General features: G+C 70.6%; 13 protein-coding genes. 6 read left to right on the plus strand and 7 right to left on the minus strand.

Translation table 11 applies throughout. The features are described 5' to 3' along the window. The first annotated feature begins 260 nt into the window (after positions 1-260). The 4 genes from WMF46_RS12860 to WMF46_RS12875 all read left to right on the plus strand — a co-directional run bounded on the left by WMF46_RS12860 (position 261) and on the right by WMF46_RS12875 (position 4758). Positions 261-1823, plus strand: coding sequence for a serine/threonine-protein kinase (locus WMF46_RS12860; RefSeq protein ID WP_437985884.1), 1563 nt, complete (start codon positions 261-263; stop codon positions 1821-1823). Positions 1824-1937: 114 nt separating this feature from the next. Continuing rightward, a complete protein-coding gene (locus WMF46_RS12865; RefSeq protein ID WP_437985885.1) occupies positions 1938-3674 on the plus strand; it encodes a GAF domain-containing protein in 1737 nt (578 codons plus the stop codon). Next, positions 3671-3814 (plus strand): hypothetical protein, encoded by a 144-nt coding sequence (locus tag WMF46_RS12870; protein ID WP_437985886.1) that lies wholly within the window; start codon positions 3671-3673, stop codon positions 3812-3814. The genes WMF46_RS12865 and WMF46_RS12870 overlap by 4 nt, the downstream gene beginning before the upstream one ends. A gap of 89 nt (positions 3815-3903) precedes the next feature. After that, complete coding sequence (locus WMF46_RS12875; RefSeq protein ID WP_437985887.1) at positions 3904-4758, plus strand: alpha/beta fold hydrolase; 855 nt, start codon at positions 3904-3906, stop codon at positions 4756-4758. 84 nt (positions 4759-4842) lie between these two features. Here the strand turns inward: WMF46_RS12875 and WMF46_RS12880 are convergent, their stop codons facing one another. Continuing rightward, positions 4843-5493 (minus strand): winged helix-turn-helix transcriptional regulator, encoded by a 651-nt coding sequence (locus WMF46_RS12880; RefSeq protein WP_437985888.1) that lies wholly within the window; start codon positions 5491-5493, stop codon positions 4843-4845. Between the two features lie 98 nt (positions 5494-5591). Between WMF46_RS12880 and WMF46_RS12885 the strand changes: the two genes are divergently transcribed. Continuing rightward, complete coding sequence (locus WMF46_RS12885; RefSeq protein ID WP_437985889.1) at positions 5592-6152, plus strand: dihydrofolate reductase family protein; 561 nt, start codon at positions 5592-5594, stop codon at positions 6150-6152. A 109-nt stretch (positions 6153-6261) separates the two neighbouring features. Here the strand turns inward: WMF46_RS12885 and WMF46_RS12890 are convergent, their stop codons facing one another. Further along, entirely contained in the window at positions 6262-7242 is a 981-nt protein-coding gene (locus WMF46_RS12890) for a hypothetical protein (RefSeq protein WP_437985890.1), read from the minus strand. 398 nt (positions 7243-7640) lie between these two features. Between WMF46_RS12890 and WMF46_RS12895 the strand changes: the two genes are divergently transcribed. Further along, entirely contained in the window at positions 7641-8615 is a 975-nt protein-coding gene (locus WMF46_RS12895) for a hypothetical protein (RefSeq protein ID WP_437985891.1), read from the plus strand. Positions 8616-8630: 15 nt separating this feature from the next. Here the strand turns inward: WMF46_RS12895 and WMF46_RS12900 are convergent, their stop codons facing one another. The 5 genes from WMF46_RS12900 to WMF46_RS12920 all read right to left on the minus strand — a co-directional run bounded on the left by WMF46_RS12900 (position 8631) and on the right by WMF46_RS12920 (position 15020). Beyond that, the gene (locus WMF46_RS12900; protein WP_437985892.1) at positions 8631-9269 is read right to left on the minus strand and encodes a glutathione S-transferase family protein; all 639 of its coding nucleotides are present in this window, start codon (positions 9267-9269) and stop codon (positions 8631-8633) included. Between the two features lie 50 nt (positions 9270-9319). Beyond that, positions 9320-10963 carry a cyclic peptide export ABC transporter gene (locus WMF46_RS12905; protein WP_437985893.1) on the minus strand — a complete coding sequence of 548 codons (1644 nt, stop codon included), beginning with the start codon at positions 10961-10963 and terminating at the stop codon, positions 9320-9322. Further along, positions 10960-13341, minus strand: coding sequence for a carbamoyltransferase HypF (gene hypF / locus WMF46_RS12910; protein ID WP_437985894.1), 2382 nt, complete (start codon positions 13339-13341; stop codon positions 10960-10962). The genes WMF46_RS12905 and hypF overlap by 4 nt, the downstream gene beginning before the upstream one ends. After that, on the minus strand, positions 13313-14341 hold the full coding sequence (gene hypE / locus WMF46_RS12915; RefSeq protein ID WP_437977752.1) for a hydrogenase expression/formation protein HypE: 1029 nt from the start codon (positions 14339-14341) through the stop codon (positions 13313-13315). The genes hypF and hypE overlap by 29 nt, the downstream gene beginning before the upstream one ends. A gap of 88 nt (positions 14342-14429) precedes the next feature. Continuing rightward, positions 14430-15020: a cysteine hydrolase family protein gene (locus tag WMF46_RS12920; protein ID WP_437329113.1), complete on the minus strand. Its 591-nt coding sequence runs from the start codon at positions 15018-15020 to the stop codon at positions 14430-14432. Positions 15021-15024 lie beyond the last annotated feature (4 nt).

The following is a 15024-nucleotide window of genomic DNA, read 5'->3' on the forward strand; positions in this document are numbered from 1 at the left end:
CGCGGCCCGGACGCGCACATCGGCGGCGGAGCGGGGTGCATGAGGGGGCGCTGCTGCTTCGGTGCGGCGCGCTGTGTCCGGTGGCCCGCGCCCTCGGCGCCGACCATCAACAAGTACAGCAGCGCTGCGCCTCGCGACGCTGCCGCGCGGGCCTTCACGCGCACGTGCGCGAGGAGGGCGGGGGGTTCGCCGTTCAAAGGCATGCGCATTCGCGATACGCTGAGATCATGTCGTCGCCTCTCTCCTCAGGTCGTTGTCCCATGGACGCATCGACCGGTCCGGGAAACGGCGGCGGCACGAAGATCACCGGCGTGTTGCAGCCGCCCTCCCTGGGTCGACCGCCCGATTCCTCGGCGAGAGACGCCGCGCGCGACGCCACCACGCTGGGCGGGCAGCCTTCGCCGCTCGGTCCTCCGGCTGCGGGCGGCGCAGGGCGGGACGAGGCGCGCTGCGCGCTCCTTCCGGGCCGCGTCGTGGCTGGGCGGTACCGGCTCGTGCATCCGCTCGGCCAGGGCGCGATGGGCGAGGTGTGGTGCGCGCACGACAGCGTCCGGCGCTTCGATGTCGCGCTCAAGTTCCTCGTGCTCCCGCGCCAGAACCTGGCCATCGACGCGATGGAGCGCTTCCGCTTCGAGGCGCAGGTCGCGGCCCAGCTCGGGCGGAAGACCGATTTCATCGTCACGGTGCACGACGCCGGTGAGGATCCCGAGGCGGGCCCGTACCTCGTCATGGAGTACGTGCGCGGCCGGTCCCTCCGGCAGCTGATCCACGAGCGAGGGCCGGTGCCCGCGGCCGAGCTGGCCGCGCTCCTCCGTCAGATCGGAGAGGCCCTCTCGGTGGCGCACGGCCTCGGGATCGTGCACCGCGACATCAAGCCGTCGAACATCCTGCTCCGCGAGGGGCGCGACGGGCGCCTGCGCGCCAAGGTCGCCGACTTCGGGATCGCCAAGTGGATCCGCCAGGATCTGGCGGCCGATTTCCCCCGCCAGACCGCGGAGGGCGTGGTGCTGGGCACGCCGGGCTACCTCAGCCCGGAGCACACGTGCGACGGGCACGCGGATCCGCAGCTCGACATGTGGGCCCTCGCGGTGGTCGCGCACGTGGCGCTCACCGGCGAGCAGCCCTTCGCCGGCCGCACCATCGCCGATGTGCTCGCCTCCATCCTGGGGAGCGCGCGCCCCCCGCTGTCGACGCTGTGCCCCGGCGCGCCGCCGGAGCTGGAGACGTGGTTCGCGCGCGCCTTCGCGCTGGATCCGGCGGAGCGGTTCCCCTCGATCGAGCCGATGATCTCCGCCTTCGTGGCCGCGGTCGGCCCTTCGGCTGCGCCGATCGCGCCGGCGCCCGCTGCGGCGGCGCGGCGGACCGGGCTGCACCTCGCGGCGGCTGGCCTCGTCGTGGCGCTCGGGCTGGGGCTCCTGCTCACCACCGCGCTGTCCTCGCAGCGCCTGGAGGCCACCGCCGAGCTGCGGGTGATGAGCGGCGAGGTGCTCTCCGCCGCCCGCGGCGCTCTCGTGGCGCAGGCGCCCGCGGCACCCCAGGCGGGCGCGACCTCGACGGTTCCCGCGGCCGGGCCCGCGACGGCGCCGCCCCCCGTCCCGCAGCCTCCGGAGCCCGCGCCGCTGCCTGCCGCGGCGCGCCCCGCCCAGACGCCTCCGGCGTCCACGCTGCGGTCAGCCGCGGCGCGCGCCGTCCCGACGCCTCCGGCGCCCGCGCTGCGGCCAGCCGCGGCGCGCACCGTCCGTGCGCCCGGCGCGCCGGCGAGCACAGGCAAAGCGCCCGCGCGAAAGCGAGACGCTGGCACACAGAAGAGCGCGATCTTCTGAGCGTCGACTCGCGCAACAGATCCTTTGCCACGCGAGTCCGGCGGCCAGGGCCCCTGAAGGAAGCCTTTGCCCGCGGCTCCGGGGGGGCGAGGCGCGGTATAGTCCGCGCCGGATATGAGCCTCCCGTCGCGTCCTCCCGAAGCCATCCTGCGCGCCGATGAGGACCCCGACGACCGCGGCGCCCCTGGGACGTCGCGGGGCCTCGACAGCGACAGCGAGGAGCAAGAGCGGGCCCACGCGCGGATCGCCGGCGAGCAGCGCCTCCTGGAGATGCTCGCCCGCGGCGAACCGACGTCCGCCATCCTCGAGGGCGTCGTCCGCCTCGTGGAAGGCACCGAGAGCGGCCTGCATGCCTCGATCCTCCTGCTCGACGAGGACGGGCGGACATTGCGGCACGCCGCGGCGGTGACCTTGCCGCGGAGCTACACCGAGGCCATCGACGGCGCCGCGATCGGCCCCGAAGCGTTCTCGTGCGGCACGGCGGTGTGGCGGCGGGAGCGGGTGGTCATCGTCGACATCGAGACGGATCCGCTCGGGGCTCTCTTCCGGGCGCAGGCGCTGGCTCACGGCCTTCGCGCCTGCTGGTCGGTGCCCATGCTGTCGTCCGACGGCCGGGCGCTCGGCGCGTTCGGCATCTACGCGACGGAGCCGCGGACGCCGACGACGGCCGACCTCGAGCTGCTCGAGCGGTGCGCGCACGTGACGAGCATCGCGATCGAGCGCAGCCAGGCGGAGGAGGCGCTCCGGCGCAGCGAGGCCTACCGCGCCGAGGCAGAGCGCCTCAGCCGCACCGGGAGCTTCGGTTATGACATCGAGACCCGGGAGTTCACCCTGTCCGACGGCGCCTGCGAGATCGTCGGCTTCCCCCGGAAGCGCCGACCCACGCTGGCGCAGCTGGCCAGCCGCATCCACCCGGGCGACCGCGAGCGGGTCGCGGACATCGTGCGGCAGGCGCTGCGCGACGGCGCCACGTTCGACCACGAGCACCGCCTCGTGATGGACGACGGGTCGGTGAAGCTGGTCCGCGTCCTCGGCGGGACGCGGGTCGCCGCCTCCGGAAGGATCGAGCTCGTCGGCGCCGCGACGGACATCACGGCGAGCAGGCGCGCGGCCGACGAGCTGCAGCAAGCGCAGGCGGCCCTCATGCACGTCACGCGCGTCACGACCCTCGGGGAGCTCGCGGCCTCCATCGCCCACGAGGTGAACCAGCCCCTCGCGGCGATCGTCGCGGACGCGAACGCCGCGCTGAACTGGCTCGCGGCCGATCCGCCCGATCTAGGGAACGTGCGCGCGTCACTCAACGCGATCGTCGGCGACGGCGAGCGCGCAGGCCAGGTGCTCCTGCGGATCCGCTCGCTGCTGTCACGATCGGCGCCCCATCACCGCCTGTGCAACCTCAACGACGTCATCCGCGGGGTCGTCCCGCTCGTGGCCCCGGAGCTCGGGCGTCACGGCATCTCCGTCCGGCAGGCGCTGCTCCACGATCTGCCGCAGGTGCCGGGCGACCCCGTGCTGCTGCAGCAGGTGGTCGTGAACCTGCTGCTCAACGCGGGCGAGGCCTCGAAGGACGTGCCGCCGGCGCGGCGCCGCGTGGTGGTCAGCTCGCTCGTCGAGCGGCGATCGAGCGGGTCCTTCGTGCACGTCGCGGTCGAGGACGCCGGCGTCGGGTTCGGCGGCGGGAACGACAGGGCGCGCCTGTTCGACGCGTTCTACACCACCAAGGAGAACGGCCTCGGCATGGGCCTGTCGATCAGCCGCTCGATCATCGATCGGCACGGCGGCAAGCTGTGGGCGAGCGAAAACGAGGTGTTCGGGGTGACGTTCCATTTCGCGATCGAGGTGCCGGCATGATCACGGAGGCGTCCGTGATCCTCCTCGTGGACGACGACGCGTCGGTTCGCGAAGGGCTGGGTCGCCTGCTCGCCGCGCAGCTGGCGGACGAGGGACCGCGCCTGCCGCGCCGCCCGCGCGACCCAGGGAACGGGGCCTGACCTCGACACCCGACCTTGGTCGGGTTCTCTGCGCTCGCCGTGTCGCGATACATCGCCAGCTCCGAGGACCGACGTCAAGGAGCTGTGCCATGAATGCAATCGTCAGCGCCGTCACCGCGCCCAACCAGTTTGTCGAGTCAAACGGCCGGAAAATCGCTTATCGCTCCGTGGGAATGGGAAAGCCGATCGTGCTGTGCACGCGCTTCCGCGGCAACATGGATGTCTGGGATCCCGCCTTCCTCGACGCCCTGGCGGCTCACGGCTTCCGGGTGATCACGTTCGATTACAGCGGGCTCGGCCTCTCGACGGGCGAGAGGAGCTACGCCCCGCCCTCGCTCGCCGGGGACGCGAAGGACCTGATCGAGGCGCTGGACCTGAGGGACGTGGTGATCGGCGGCTGGTCGCTCGGCGGGCTGGCTGCCCAGGTCGTGGTGGCCATGTTTCCGGAGCGGCTCAGTCACGCTGTCCTGATCGGCACCTCGCCGCCCGGTCCGAACGTCAAGCCCGCAGAGCAGCTGTTCTACGACACGGCGGTGCTCCCTTCGTACGGCCTGGACGAGGAGACCATCCTGTTCTTCGAGCCGCGGTCCCAGGCGAGCCGGGAGGCCGCGCGGCGCTCGGTCGAGCGCATCGCGCAGCGAACGCAGGATCGCAGCGTCCCCGTCCCCGTCGACTGGGCCGCTGCCCACCTCGGCGACAGGCCGCGCAGCCCGCTCTTCCCCGCCGATGCCGTCCTGGAGGCCTTGAAGGTCACCCACCTGCCGATCCTGCATGTCGGCGGGGATCACGACATCATCTTCCCGGTCGAGAACTGGTACGCGCTCAACGAGCAGCTGCCGACCGTGCAACTCTTGACCTACCCGCGGGCCGGCCACGGGCCGCACCACGAGCACCCGGAAGCCACGGCCCAGCACATCGCGGCCTTCGTGCGCACCACGTCGTGACGGACGGCCGCGGCGAGCGCCGCGGCGCCCGCGGGTCGCTCTCCGCCGGGTCCTCCGGCGCGCCGTGATCGCCGGGCCGGCCCGTCATCCGGCGGGCGCGCCGCCAGGGGTCGACCGCGGCCGAGCGAAGAGGCGGAAGAACGTGCGAGCCAGGCGCCTGTCGCCCTGGAGCTCGACCGGCGCGTCCGCGAGCTTCTGGTCCCCGAAGACGACCGCCCGCAACGTGGCTGGGTCGGTCGCGATCACGGCGTCCGGCGTGCGCGGAGCGCCCCGCGCGAGGGTGATGGTCGCGCGATCGACCTCGATCGAGAACCGCTCTTCGCCGAGCCGAAGCTCGTAGGTCGCGCGGAGGTCAGCCGCCTCGCCCGCGACGAACGTCGCCTCGAGCGCGATCATCAGCGCGTCGACGCTCAGGGCGCCCGCGGGCCGGACGGGCGATCGCGCGCCCCAGCGGCCGAGCTGCACGAGCAGCGGATGGAGCTCGCGGCCCCAGTCCGTGAGCTCGTACGTCGGCGCGCCGACCTTGTGCCGCCGCACCACGCCGCCGCCCTCGAGCTCGCGGAGCCGCTGCGACAGCACGTTGGGGCTCGCGCCGGCGAGGCCGTCGCGGAGATCCGTGAACCGCTTCGGACCGAGCAGGAGCTCGCGCACGATGAGGAGCGCCCACCGCTCGCCGACGAGATCGAGCGCTCGCGCGATGCCGCAGGGATCCCCGTAGCTTCTCAGACCGGTCATGGCGGCCACATCCTACCGCACTTGCGCAGCACTTGCGAAAGAGGACCAAATAGTCCTAGAATAGGACTAGCGTAGACGCGGACATCAGGAGGAACAGCATGCGCAAGCTCACCGTCTTCAACCAGATCTCGCTGGACGGTTATTTCTCGGACGGCCACGGCGACATGAGCTGGGCACACAAAGCGGACGCGGAGTGGGGCGCGTTCGCTGCGGAGAACGCGCGCGGCGGGGGCGAGCTCGTGTTCGGGCGGGTCACCTACGAGCTCATGGCGAGCTTCTGGCCCACCCGCGCGGCGCTCGAGGCGGCCCCCGCCGTCGCCGAGCGGATGAACAGCCTGCCGAAGGTCGTGTTCTCGAGGTCCCTCGACAGCGCGTCGTGGAACAACACGCGGCTCATCAAGGGCGATCTCGCGGAGGAGGTGCGCAAGCTGAAGGCGGAGCCCGGGCCGAACATGGTGGTCATGGGGAGCGGCAGCATCGTCGCCCAGCTGACCGACGCGCGTCTGATCGACGAGTACCAGCTCGTGGTGAACGGGATCGTCCTCGGCAGCGGAAGGACGCTGTTCGAGGGGGTCAAGGAGAGGGCGAACCTCCGGCTGAAGAAGACGCGCAGCTTCAGCAACGGGAACGTCGTGCTCTGGTACGAAGCGACGGCGTGACAGGGCCTGATGGCGGCGCGCCGCGCCCGCAGGCCGGCTGCGCTCTCCAGGACCTGCGCCGACGCGAGGACGTCGTCGCTCGGATCTGTCCGACGGACCGATCTCAGCGCTACCGAGGGTTTCTCGGCACCCGGAACAACGTCACCGTATGCTGGAAGAACGCTGGCACCGCGACCACCCTCCGGGCCGGATCGAGCCCGATGTCGTTGATGGCGGTGAGGCCGTCGTCCCTGAAATCACGCACCAGGGTCGAGCTCCTCGACGTGACCCAGTAGATGGCCGGGGGCGCGTTCACCGACACGAGGTATCCATCCCTGGTTCGCTCGATGCCGTCCAGCTTTGCCTCGAGCGTCCCGAACCGCGTGAGCTCCTTGCTCTCGAGATCGAGCATCCAGACCTTGCCCAGCGAGGCGGGATCCCTGAAGGTGCCGAGCGTGACGATGGCCAGCTTGTCGCCGTCCACGAGCAGGCCGTTTGGAACGTTGAGGAGCGGGGACCAGAAGAACGGAGCGCATTGTTCGTCCTTGCAGCGCCACACGGTGCGGGTGAAGCTGTCGCTTATATAGACGGTGCCATCCTCGGCGAGCGCGAGATCGTTGAGGAAGATCGCGCCGAGCGCCGGGATCCTGCGCACGTCCTTGGTGGCGAGATCGATGATCAAGAGCTCATCCATGTCGGAGGTGTAAAGCTTGCCCTGCGCGACGCGGATGCCCTTGGGCGCGTTCATCCCCGAGAGCCACTTCGCCTCGACGATGTTGCCGCACCGGTCGAGCTTGCTGATCCAGCCGCGACCGTCCTTGAACCTGGGCCTCTCGAGCATCTCGTCAGGGACGCCGGCCATGTTGGCGACGTACCACGCCTCCGTCCCCTCGTCCCAATAGGCGCTCTCCGGCGCCTCGAAGCCGGCGTCCAGGCCGCCCACCGTTCGCGGGAAGCGCAGGCAACCGTCGCCCGAGGCATCGCCGTGCGAGAGCGGGGCAGCGGCGGGCGGATCCTCCGCGCGGACAGGCGGATCGTCGGCGGAGCATGCAGGGAGAGCGAGCAGCGGCAGGAGCGCGATCGCGGCGAGCGGAGAACGGTTCGCGGGCATGGGTTGCCTCCTCGCGGCGGCGCATCGTCGCGAACACTCGCGGCGATCGCGCCATCACAATGCCCGCCAGGGTAGGCGACGCGACATCAACTCACCTGTCAGGATGGACCGCAATCCAGTCTACGGAGAGCCGCTGTGGCGTCTGCCTTCGTCGAGGGTGGAGTCGCCGCCGTTCGTTGCGCCCTGGATACCGCACGTGGCGGCGGACCAGCGCTCGTAGGTGAGCTCGGACGAGGCATCGCGCGCGACGGAGCTCACCGGCGCCGGAGGAGCGCAGCCGCGCTGGGCGGTGCTCGGGGGATCTTCATGCCGCCTCGTGCTGTCGTCGTGGTTCGGCCTTGACGTCCTCGGGTCGTTTTGGTCTTCCTTCTCGCACGGGGATTCACGAGGAGAGCGCCATGTGGAAGCAAGCTGGTTTCGGGTTGACGTTGGTCGCGCTGGCCGGGGCCTGCCTGCCCCGGACGCAGCCGCGCGACCCCTTCGCGGCCGGCGCGGAGTCCGCCGGGCCGGAGTTCGTGTCACCCGCTTTCAACGAGAGCCGGGCCGATCTGGACGCCGCGATCCAGAAGGCGACGGAGGGCTACGCGCCGGGCGACAAGCTGAGCGGCAAGCTCGACGGCTTCGCGCCGCACGAGATCCCGGTGTCGCGCGGCACGTGTTACGTCGGAGCGCTCGTGCTGGACGACGGCGCGGCGTTCGGGGACCACGCGCGCAAGGGCGCCACCGTCGAGTCGGTGCTGCCGGGGGGGCTTAAATCCAGCCACGCCGATGCGATCCACGGCCCCGGCGCGGTGTTCGATCTGGGCTGCCCCGAGGCCGCTGGAAAGGCGACCGTCGACCTGATCGCTGTCTACGGCTCGGCCATGGACACGAGCCAGATTCACGAGCTGGGCAAGGGGGGATACACGCTGCAGATCTACGGTAAGAGTATCAGCGAGGCGGATCTGGTCGCGCTGAATGCCAGGAAGAAAGCGCTGGCGGAGCAGCAGGCCGAGGAGCGACGTGCCTTTGCAGAGCAGGAGCGGCAGCGCGACGAGCAGCGAGCGCGGGACAACGCCGAGCTCTCCGCCGCGCCGGCCGCCCGCGCGGGCGGGGCGGATGGCTCGGGATCGCAAGGCCCTCACGTGGTGTCGGTCAGCCTGCGCAGCCGGTGCGGGAAGACGGTGAAGGTCTTCTTCGGCAAAGAGCCGAAGTTCGGCAGCGGCACGACCTCGTCGATAGGCGGCAACTCCGTGCAGAATCACAGCTTCAAGCCGGGCGACATGGTGTGGCTCGTCGACGACTCCGGCAACGGCATCGCCAGCGCGACGGCGTCGCCCGGGATGCGCGAGATCGAGATCACGAGCTCCTGCGCCGGCCTCACGTCGCGCTGATCCGGCGACGGGGTGCTAGCCGGCCAGCGACTCCGTCTGTGCTGCTGCGACCCACTCCGCGAGGCCAGGGTGCCGCCACATCGTCTCGGCGTACTCTGCCGCGGCGCCCGCGAGCGGGACGGCGTACGTGCGGAAGCGCGTGACCACCGGCGCGAACATGGCATCGGCGATCGTGAAATGCCCGAAGAGGTACTCTCCCTTCTGGCCATGGGCCCGCCGGCACTCGGTCCAGATCGACGTCACACGATCGATGTCCGCGTCCACGGCGGCGTCGCGCGCGATCGGGGCGATCTCCCGGCGGAGATCCATGGACATCGCGTTGCGCAGCGCCGTGAACCCGGAGTGCATCTCGCTCGACACCGACCGGGCGAGCGCGCGCGCCGCGCGATCGCCCGGCCAGAGCCGCGCCTCGGGGAAGAGCTCGGCGACATACTCGCAGATCGCGAGGGAGTCCCAGAGGACAAGGTCACCGTGCCGCAGCGCTGGCACGCGCCCCGAGGGGGAGCGCCGGAGGAGCGCCTCGCGCGACCCCGGCTGGTAAAGGGCGATGACCTCCTCCGTGAACGAAGCGCCGGTGTGCCTCAGCGCGAGCCAGGCGCGGAGCGACCAGGTCGAGTACGTCTTCGTACCAAGATACAGCACCAGCGGTTCCATGACACCTCCCGTCGGCTCGCCGTCGGACGACGAACGCGCCGGCTTCTAACTCAGGCGCTGGCGTATGTCTCGTCCGATCTCGCGGTGACCTGTGCGTCGCCCACGAGCTGGCCGAAGTCCATCTTGAGGACGCGATCCGCCAGCCCGAAGTACCTGTCGTCGTGGCTGATGACGAGGATCGTCTTGCCGCTGGCCCTGAGCTCCGGGAGGATCTGGCGATAGAAGACGTCCTTGAACACCGGATCCTGGTCCGCCGCCCACTCGTCGAACAGGTAGACCGGCCGGTCTTCCAGGTAGGCCGTGAGCAGCGCGAGGCGCTTTCTCTGCCCCTGCGACAGCGACGTCGTGGAGAGGACGCCGCCCTCGACAGACACCTTGTGATCGAGCTGCAGGCGAGAGAGGTAACCCCGGGCGCGCTGGGTGAGCTCGGGAGAGTCGAGCCCGATCAGGCTCTCGAACAGGTGGAAATCGAAGAACACCACCGAGAAGAGCTCCCGGTACGCCTGCCGGTTCCGGTCGGTGATCACCTCGCCGTCGAGCCGGATCTGGCCCGACTCGGGCTCGTAAAGGCCCGCGATCAGCTTCGCGAGGGTCGTCTTGCCGCTGCCGTTGCCTCCGACGAGGAAGATCAGCTCGCCGCGCCGCACGCTGAGGTGGATGGGGCCCAGCGTGAAGGTGTCGTCCTTTCCCTCGGACCTGTAGGCGTGCGTGACCCCGGCGAGCTCCAGCCGTTTCCACCTCTCGGGGAGCGGGGCCTCCGCCTCTGCCCCGCTCGCCTCGGCCCTGAGGGTCGCGCCGAGGTCCTCGACCTTTTGCACGGCGATGCCCGCCCGGCTCAGGGCCGGGAGCGCGCCGATAAGGACCTGCATGGGCGTCATCAGGTAGAGGAGGACGAGGGCGTAGCCGATCGACGCCTCGGCGCTCGCCTCCTGGAAGAGCGGCACGATGAAGAGGGTCACGCCGATGATGGTGAACACCATCGCCTGTCCCCACCCGTTCGCGGCCGTGAGCGCGACCATGCCGCGCAGGTTGCTCGCCTGGACGACGCCGGCCTCCCCCTCGAGCGACGTCGCGAGGAACGCCTCGCGGCGCCGGGCGTGGAGCTTCAGCTCCTTCACGCCGCGCGTGAGCGCGCGGAAGGTCTTCATCAGCTCCTCGGTCGCCTCGCGCGCGCGGCGGAAGTGCCGTGTCGCTCGGCTCATCGGGAGCTGATACCCGGCGATCCCAAGGACGATGAGCGCCAGCACCGAAGCCAGCATGATAGGAGACATCCACCCCATGTAGAGCAGGCCTCCGACCACGATGACCAGGTTGATGCAGACGATCGGGATCTGCATCAGCGCCGTGGTGATCACGGGGACGTCGTCCGTGAGCGCGGTCAGCGCCCGTGACGGGCCGATCTCCTCGATCTGGCGGAGCGGCGCGCCGAGGATCTTCCGGCAGATCTTCACCCGGAGATCGAAGAGCGCCCCCTGGCTGAGGCGCGTGAGCAGGATCTCCGAGTGGTAGCGGGCGAACGGGAGCAGCAGGCACACCGCGGCGAAGCTCCACATCACCGCGCCGCGCTTGCGCTGCAGCGCCTCGTTGATCAGCACGAGGAGCGCCGTGTTGCAGGCGCCGCAGAGCGTCCCCGCGAGGATCGCGAGGACGAGGATCCGCCGGGAGTAGCCGGCGACGAACGCGAGGAGCTTCATGGGCGATCGGTGGTGGTGGGGCGCTCCCCTCGCGCCGACGGGGCGCGGGCGGCCGCGACGAGGATCTGGCCGAGCGATATCCCGCCGTCGTTCGGCGGGACCAGCCGGTGGCAATACGGGGTGAGCCCCTCGCTCTCGAGGCGTCGGAGCGCGTTGATCAGGACGAACTCGTTCATGAAGACTCCGCCGCTCATGACCACGCGGCGCACGTCGAACTTGTCCGAAAGGCGCAGGCACACCGCGGCGATCACGTCCACGATCGTCGAGTGGAACCGGCGGCTGAGGTGCGCGGGCGTGGCGTCCGGCTGGTCGAGGGCGCGCAGGAGATCCCGGACGAGAGGCCGGTAGTCGACAACGAGGCGGCCGTCCCGCTCGTCTATCCCGTACTGGAGCGGCGGCGCCGTCCGGAAGTCCCTGTCGAGCAGCGCCTCCATCTCGATGGCGGCCTGCGCCTCGTACTCGACCTCGTGGCAGATGCGGAGGAGCGAGGACACGCCGTCGAACAGCCGGCCCATGCTCGTCGTGGCCGTCGCGTTCAGCCTCCGCTGCGCCATCTTCACGAAGACGTCGCGGCGCTCCTCCGCGACGTCCATGAGCGCCGGGACGCGGATCCCGCCGAGCTCTTCGCCGAACGTCTCCACGAGCAGGGAGATCGCGACGCGGATGGGCTCCTTGACCGCCTTGTCGCCGCCGAGGAGGTACATCGGCCGGAGGTGGCCGGCGCGCACGAATTCACGGTAGTCGCCGACAAGGAACTCGCCGCCCCAGACGGTGTCGTCGAGGCCGTAGCCGGAGCCGTCGAAGATGACGCCGATCACCCGCTCGTTCAGCCCGTTCTCGGCCATGCACGCGGCCATGTGGGCGTGGTGGTGCTGCACCGTCGCGACCTCCGCGCCGGCCTGGCGCTTCGCCGCCCGCGTGGAGCGGAACGCCGGGTGCATATCGCAAGCGACCGTGTCCGTCTGCACGGACAGGAGCCGCTGGACGTGCGACGAACAGTCGATGTGCGCGCCGAACGTCGCGTCGTTCTTGAGATCGCCGATGTGCTGGCTGATGAAGACTTGGTTGTCCTTGCCGACGGCGACGGTGGTCTTCAGCTCGCCGCCGAGGGCGACGACCGCGCCGACGTCCTGCGGGAGGTGGATCGGGTAGGGGGCGTAGCCCCGCGAGCGCCGGATGAACGAGACGAGCGGCGCGTCGAGCCCCTCCGCCTCCGTGAGCCGGACGACGGAGTCGTCGACGCGGGTGCGGATATCGCGGTCGTGAAGGACGAAGTAATCCGCGATGTCGCGCAGCTGCGAGAGCGCCGTGTCGTTGTCGAACGCGATGGGGTGTCCGGAGAGGTTCCCGCTCGTCATAACGAGGACGTCGAGCGCCGGGTCCTCGAGAAGGAGGTAGTGCAGCGGCGTCGAGGGCAGCATGACGCCGAAGCTCGGGTTCCTCGGGGCGATCGCCTCGGACAGGGCGCCTGGCCGCCTGCGCAGGAGGACGATGGGGCGCTGCCGGCTCTCGAGCAGCGCCCGCTCCGGGTCGCTGAGCGAGACATGGCGGCGCGCCGCCTCGGCGTCGGCCACCATGATCGCGAACGGCTTGGCGTCGCGGCGCTTGCGCCGGCGCAGCTCCCGCACCGCCGCCTCGTTGCGCGCGTCCGCCACGAGGTGGAAGCCGCCGAGGCTCTTCACCGCGAAGAGCGCGCCCTCGCGCAGCCGCTCGATGGCGAAGCGCACCGGATCGTCGGCCTCGATCGGCGCGCCGAGCCGATCGGTGAGCGTGAGCCGGGGGCCGCACGCGGGGCACGCGTTCGGCTGCGCGTGGTAGCGCCGATCCTCGATGTCCTCGTACTCGCCGGCGCAGGCGGGGCACATCGGGAAGCTCTTCATCGTGGTCTGCGGCCGGTCGTACGGCATGTCGCAGATGATCGAGTAGCGCGGCCCGCAATGGGTGCAGTTGATGAACGGGTAGCGGTGACGGCGGTTCGAAGGGTCCCTGAGCTCCCGCAGGCAGTCGGCGCAGACGTCCGAGTCGGGCGGGATGAGCGTGTCGGTGCTGCGCAGATCCACGCTGCCGCGGATCTGGAAGTCGTCGTATCGAGGGGCGGGCTCGGCGAGCGCCTCCTCGCGGACGCCCGTGATCCGGGCGAGCGGCGGCGGCGATTCGACGAGCGCGCGCAGGAACGCCTGGATCGCCTCGTCGCCGGCCTGCAGCTCGAGCAGCACGCCGCGGGAGTCGTTGAGGACCCAGCCGCGCGCCCCGACGGCGCGGGCGAGCCGGTGCACGAAGGGCCTGAAGCCGACGCCCTGGACGATGCCCGAGACCCGGAATCGGCGGGTCACGAGCGCCGGCCGCGCGTCAGCAGAGTCGGGGGAGTTCGGCTCCATAAAGCTCCTCGAGCAGGGTTTGAGTCCCATCGGGCTCGGTCATGGACACGACGGGCTCCGCCGCGGCCTTGACCTCCCCGATGACCGCCGCGTTGCGGCCGTAGGGGTGCGCGCGGAGGATCCCGAGCACGTCACCCGCCTTGTCCGCCTCCACGAACAGGCAGAGGCACCCCTCGTTGGCGAGGTGGATGAGGTTGATGCCGAGCATGTCGGCCGCCATGACGGCCTCCGGCAGCACGGGCAGCGCCGCGCGCGCGAAGGAGAGCTCGGCGCCCGACGCGCGGGCGAACTCGTGGAGGACGGCGCACAGGCCGCCGCGCGTCACGTCGCGGATCGCCGCCACGGCGCCCTGGGGCACGCCCTTGAGGACCGCGTCGATGAGCCCGTTGAGCGGCGCGCAGTCGCTCTGCACCCGCTTCTCGAAGCCGAGCCCCTCGCGGACCGAGAGCAGGTGGATGGAGTGGTTGCCGAGATACCCGCTCACGATGATCTTGTTGCCGGGCCGCACGGCGCGGCTCACGAGCGGCGGGCGCTCGAAGACGCCCACGCCGGCCGTGTTCATGAAGAGCCGGTCGGCCTCGCCCTTGCCGACGACCTTGGTGTCGCCGGCGACGATCTTCACGCCGGCCTCCCTCGCCGCGTCGCGCGCCGACTCGAGGGCGCGGAGGAGCAAGGGGATCGGGAAGCCCGTCTCGATGATGAGGCCCAGGGTCAGGTAGAGGGGCCTCGCGCCGCTGACCGCGAGATCGTTGACGGTGCCGCAGACGGCGACCTTGCCGATATCGCCGTTGCCGAAGAACAGCGGCGTGACCACGAAGGAGTCCGTTGTGACGGCGATCCGGCCGGTGGGCACCTCCAGGATGGCGCTGTCCTCCATCGCGCCGATGTACGTGTCGCCGAGCGTCGCGGCGATCCGCTCGACGAGCTCCCGGCTCAGGCGGGCGCCCGTCCCGTGGTCGAGGACGACCTCTTCGTTCTCTTTCGCGTGTTCTTTCGTCATGTGAGGCTCCAGCGTTGGCACCGCAGAGCTGCGGTGAGGGTCGTGAAAGAGACGAGGCCGCCCGGCTGCACGGCCTCGTCGTGCCTTGTCAGCCGAGCAGCTCTTCCCGGCTCGGCAGGTCGTCGCTCTGGCGCAGGCGCTTGATGATCTCCGCGCCGGGGGCGATCGCCGCGCAGTACGACGCCATCCATTCGAGGGAGCGCTTCTTGTCCTCCTCCTTGAGGGAGAACACGCCATCCTCGGGGACCCAGACCTTGTACCCGCGGAAGAAGCCGTCCGCCGCCGTGGTCTGCACGCAGATCTGGGTCTGGATGCCCGTGACGAGGATCGTCTTGACGCCGAGCTCCTTCAGCTTGTCGTCGAGGGGCGTCTCGTAGAACCCGCTGTCGCGGTGCTTGACCATCACGATGTCGGACGGATGGACGAAGTCCTTGATCAGCTCGGCGTTGGGCGTGCCCTTGATCGCCGGGATCTCCTTCCCGCGGAAGCGGCGCTGGATCTGCGGATCGGCCGGATCGTTGATGAGCTGGAGGTGGACGACGACGTGCCCCAGGGCGCGGATGGCGCCGAGGAACATGTTGAACTGCGGCGCCACCCTGGAGAGGAGCTCGCGACCTCCCGGCATCTTGTCGATGAACTCGTACTGAAGGTCGTTGGTGAGCACTGCGATGTTGGGCATGATG

Origin of the sequence: Sorangium sp. So ce117, from assembly GCF_051524395.1 — a bacterium.
Taxonomy (GTDB): domain Bacteria; phylum Myxococcota_A; class Polyangia; order Polyangiales; family Polyangiaceae; genus Sorangium; species Sorangium cellulosum_B.

What these genes read in the sequence shown, in the direction of transcription:
- WMF46_RS12860 (WP_437985884.1), top strand. Translation starts at nt 261, where the DNA reads ATGGACGCATCGACCGGTCCGGGAAACGGCGGCGGCACGAAGATCACC.
- WMF46_RS12865 (WP_437985885.1), top strand. Translation starts at nt 1,938, where the DNA reads ATGAGCCTCCCGTCGCGTCCTCCCGAAGCCATCCTGCGCGCCGATGAG.
- WMF46_RS12870 (WP_437985886.1), top strand. Translation starts at nt 3,671, where the DNA reads ATGATCACGGAGGCGTCCGTGATCCTCCTCGTGGACGACGACGCGTCG.
- WMF46_RS12875 (WP_437985887.1), top strand. Translation starts at nt 3,904, where the DNA reads ATGAATGCAATCGTCAGCGCCGTCACCGCGCCCAACCAGTTTGTCGAG.
- WMF46_RS12880 (WP_437985888.1), bottom strand. Translation starts at nt 5,493, where the DNA reads ATGACCGGTCTGAGAAGCTACGGGGATCCCTGCGGCATCGCGCGAGCG.
- WMF46_RS12885 (WP_437985889.1), top strand. Translation starts at nt 5,592, where the DNA reads ATGCGCAAGCTCACCGTCTTCAACCAGATCTCGCTGGACGGTTATTTC.
- WMF46_RS12890 (WP_437985890.1), bottom strand. Translation starts at nt 7,242, where the DNA reads ATGCCCGCGAACCGTTCTCCGCTCGCCGCGATCGCGCTCCTGCCGCTG.
- WMF46_RS12895 (WP_437985891.1), top strand. Translation starts at nt 7,641, where the DNA reads ATGTGGAAGCAAGCTGGTTTCGGGTTGACGTTGGTCGCGCTGGCCGGG.
- WMF46_RS12900 (WP_437985892.1), bottom strand. Translation starts at nt 9,269, where the DNA reads ATGGAACCGCTGGTGCTGTATCTTGGTACGAAGACGTACTCGACCTGG.
- WMF46_RS12905 (WP_437985893.1), bottom strand. Translation starts at nt 10,963, where the DNA reads ATGAAGCTCCTCGCGTTCGTCGCCGGCTACTCCCGGCGGATCCTCGTC.
- hypF (WP_437985894.1), bottom strand. Translation starts at nt 13,341, where the DNA reads ATGGAGCCGAACTCCCCCGACTCTGCTGACGCGCGGCCGGCGCTCGTG.
- hypE (WP_437977752.1), bottom strand. Translation starts at nt 14,341, where the DNA reads ATGACGAAAGAACACGCGAAAGAGAACGAAGAGGTCGTCCTCGACCAC.
- WMF46_RS12920 (WP_437329113.1), bottom strand. Translation starts at nt 15,020, where the DNA reads ATGCCCAACATCGCAGTGCTCACCAACGACCTTCAGTACGAGTTCATC.